At 72.1% G+C, this 4291-nt stretch carries 1 protein-coding gene; it reads left to right on the plus strand.

Features of this window, described 5'->3' with window-relative positions:
* Positions 1–173: 173 nt before the first annotated feature.
* The coding region (locus ACZ592_RS40295) for a type I polyketide synthase (RefSeq protein WP_471586754.1) at positions 174–4291 on the plus strand (4118 nt) is incomplete at its 3' end.

Genomic DNA, 4291 nt, shown 5'->3' on the forward strand with positions numbered 1-4291 from the left:
GGACCTTGCGGCGTGGTGAGGGTGGTCCGGCTCGGTTGTTGCGGAGTCTGGCCGAGGTGTTTGTGGCCGGGGTTGATGTGGACTGGTCGCCGTGGTTGGCGGGCGGGGCGCTTGTGGAGTTGCCGACGTATGCCTTCCAGCGGCGTCGTCACTGGTTGCCTGCGGGTAAGTCTGTGGTGGATGCGGCCGGGCTCGGGCTGCGGTCCGCCGGGCACCCCCTGCTCGGCGCCGCCGTGTCCCTCGCGCCGCAGGAAGGCCTCGTCCTCACCGGGCAGCTGTCGCTGAACACGTACCCCTGGCTGGAGGACCACGCCGTCTACGGCACGGCGATCCTGCCCGGGACCGCCTTCGTCGAGCTGGCGTTGCACGCGGGGAGCGAGGTCGGCTGCGGTGTCGTCGACGAGCTGACGCTGGAGCGGCCGCTGGTCTTGTCGCGCGACACGGCCACGTCGGTGCAGGTGTCGGTGGGGGCCCCCGACGAGGCGGGGCACCGGACGATCTCCGTGCATTCGCGCGCGCAGGACGATGACGCCGACCTGGCCGCGGGGTCGGAGTGGGTCCGGCATGCCGTGGGCGTGCTGACCGGCGGGGCGGCCGTGGCGGATGAGCGGCTGGAGGGCGCGTGGCCGCCGGCCGGCGCCGAGCGGGTGGACGTCTCGGACGCCTACGAGACGCTGGCCGGGCTCGGCTACGGCTACGGGCCCGTCTTCCAGGGGCTCGACGCGGTGTGGCGGGACGGCGACGACCTGTTCGCCGATGTCCGGCTCCCGGCGGAGGCCGATGAGTTCGGCGTCCACCCGGCGCTGCTGGACGCCGCCCTGCACCCGTTGTTGTCCGGGGAGATCGTGGTCCCCTTCTCGTGGAGCGGGGTGCGGCTGCACTCGGTCGGGGCGTCCGCGCTGCGGGTGCGGCTGTCGCGTGCGGGCGACGGTGCGGTGCGGCTGGCCGCCTTCGACGGTACGGGTCTGCCGGTCGTGTCGGTGGACGAGCTGCGGCTGCAGAAGATGTCGCAGGAGCAGCTGGGTGCGGCCGTGGCCGGTGACCCGCTGTTCGAGGTGCGGTGGGTGGACGTGCCGGCCGAGGCCTCCGCCGGTGTGCCGTCCGATGTGGTCGTCGCGCACGTCGAGCCGGGCGGGGACGCCGTCGTACGGGTCTCCGAGGTGCTGGGGACGGTTCAGGACTTCCTCGCGGAATCGGCGGAGCACGCCCGGCTCGCCGTGGTCACGCACGGCGGCATGACGGGCACGCCGGACCCGGCGACGGCCGCCGTGTGGGGCCTGCTGCGCTCCGCGCAGGCCGAACAGCCCGGCCGGATCATGGTCGTCGACGTGCCCGACGGCACGGACGCCGATGCCGACACGGACGCCGACACGGAGGTGGCCGTCGCTGCGGCCGCGTCCTGCGGAGAGCCGCAACTCGCCTTTGTGGACGGCAGGCTGCTGGCTCCCCGGGTGATGGCCTTCACCGCGGAACCGGAGAGCGAGACGGCGACCGGGCCCGGATGGAACCCGGACGGCACCGTACTGATCACCGGAGCGAGCGGTGCTCTGGGCCGGCTGGTCGCCCGGCACCTGGTGGCCGAGTACGGCGTACGCCACCTGCTGCTGGTCAGCCGCCGAGGCTCACGGGGCTCGGAGGGGCTGGCGGAGGAGCTGTCCGGCGCCGGTGCCACGGTCACCTTCGCGGCTTGTGACGTGGCGGACCGGGAGGGTCTGGCGGCGGCGTTGGCGTCGGTGCCGGACGATCAGCCGTTGACCGCGGTGATTCATGCCGCGGGTGTGCTGGACGACGGTGTCGTCACCGCGCTGAGCCCGGAGCGGGTCGACACCGTGATGCGCCCGAAGGCGGAGGGAGCCAAGCTGCTGGACGAGCTGACGCGGGACGCCGAGCTGGCCGCCTTCGTGCTGTTCTCGTCCGCCGCCGGTGTGATGGGTACGGCGGGGCAGGGCAACTACGCCGCCGCGAACGCCTACTTGGACGCCCTCGCGCTGGCCCGTCGCGCCGAGGGTCTTGCGGCCTCGTCGCTGGCCTGGGGCCTGTGGTCGAGTGACAGCGCGATGACCGCGCACCTCGACGAGGCCGACATCGCCAGGCTCTCCCGCAGCGGCCTGGGATCGATGTCGACGACCCAGGGCCTCGCCCTGTTCGACGCCGCTCTGGCAGCGGACCGGGCGACCATCGTCCCGGCCCGTTTCGATCTGCCCGCGTTGCGCAACCAGGCGGCCCAGGACCGGCTGCCCGCCGTGTTCAAGGCGTTGGTCCGTGCTCCTGTACGTCGTGCCGCGGCGCCCACCGCGGCGGAAGCGTCGTCGTGGGCCGCCGGTATGGCGGCGTTGGAGGAGGGTGAGCGGGCGGAGGCGTTGCTCGAACTGGTGCGTGGCCAGGTGGGGTTGGTGCTGGGTCTGGGTTCGGGTTCGTCGTTGGAGGCGGATCGTGCTTTCCGTGATCTGGGCTTCGATTCGTTGACGGGTCTGGAGTTGCGGCAGCGGTTGCAGGCGGTGACGGGGCTGCGGTTGCCGTCGACGCTGGTGTTCGACTATCCGACGCCGACCGCGTTGGTGGGGTATCTCCAGGAGGAGGTCGGGGGTAGGGATCCGGGGCCGTTGGTGCCGGTCGCGGTCGCGGCGGTCTCGGACGACGATCCGATCGTGATCGTGGGTATGGCGTGCCGTTTCCCGGGTGGGATCCGTTCGCCGCAGGAGTTGTGGCAGGCGACCCTCGACGGCGTCGACGCCATCACCGACTTCCCCGACGACCGCGGCTGGGACCTGGCGAACCTCTACGACCCCGACCCCGGACACGTGGGCACAAGCTACTCCCGCCGCGGCGGATTCCTGGCCGGGGTGGGGGACTTCGACGCCGAGTTCTTCGGGATCAGTCCGCGTGAGGCGGCGGCGATGGACCCGCAGCAGCGGCTCCTCCTGGAGACCGCGTGGGAGGCCCTGGAGCGGACGGGCATCGACCCGGACTCCCTGCGCGGCAGCAGGACCGGCGTCTTCACCGGGCTCATGTACCACGACTACGGCACCTGGATCGGCGAGGCGACCGAGGACGTCGAAGGCCTGATGATCACCGGTAACAGCGGTGGCGTGGCGTCCGGCCGCATCTCCTACCAACTGGGCCTTGAGGGCCCGGCGATGACGATCGACACGGCGTGCTCGTCGTCGCTGGTGTCGCTGCACCTGGCGGTGCAGGCGTTGCGCAACGGTGAGTGCTCGCTCGCTCTGGCGGGCGGTGTGACGGTGATGTCGACGCCGACGACGTTCGTGGAGTTCTCCCGGCAGCGCGCCATGTCGGTCGACGGCCGCTGCAAGGCCTTCTCCGACGATGCCGACGGCGCGGGCTGGGCCGAGGGTGTCGGGCTGCTCGTGGTCGAGCGGCTCTCGGACGCGCGCCGCCATGGGCATCACGTCCTTGCCGTCGTACGGGGTTCCGCGGTCAATCAGGACGGCGGGAGCAACGGCCTGACGGCCCCGAACGGGCCGTCGCAGCAGCGCGTCATCCGCGACGCCCTCGCCGGCGCGGGTTTGACCCCGGCCGACGTCGACGCCGTCGAGGCGCACGGCACCGGAACCGCGCTCGGCGACCCGATCGAGGCGCAGGCGCTGCTCGCCACGTACGGTCAAGGGCGGGACGCGGAGCGGCCGTTGTGGCTCGGTTCCGTGAAGTCGAACATCGGTCACACGCAGGCGGCCGCGGGTGTCGCGGGCATCATCAAGATGGTGCAGGCGATGCGCAACGGCGTCATGCCGCGCACCCTGCACGCCGACACCCCTTCCCATCACGTCGACTGGGCCACCGGGCAGGTCCGCCTCCTCACGGAGAGCCAGGAGTGGCCCGACCTCGACCGCCCGCGCCGCTCCGGCGTCTCGTCCTTCGGTATCGGCGGCACCAACGCCCACGTGATCCTGGAGTCGGCGCCGGCCGACGAGGTCGCACCGGCCGCAACTCCCGAGCTCCCGGAGGTGCCCGCGGTCATGACCGCTTCGGTGGTGCCGTGGGTGCTCTCGGCGCGGAGCGAGTCCGCGCTCGTGGAGCAGGCCGACCGTGTACGGGCCCGGCTGGCTGAGGCCGGGGAGGCCGGGGACCTCGGCCGGGCCGGTGCTCTTGGTCTGCGGGATGTGGGGTTCACGCTGGATCAGGGGCGTGCGGTGTTGGAGCACCGTGCGGTGGTGATCGGTGACGATCTGGGTGAACTTGCTGTGGGTTTGGGTGAGTTGGCTGCGGGTCGTGAGGTTTCTGGTGTGGTGGCCGGGCGTGCTGGGGCTGGTGGCTCTGGTGGTGTGGTGTT

Source organism: Streptomyces sp. NPDC040622 (assembly GCF_055593965.1).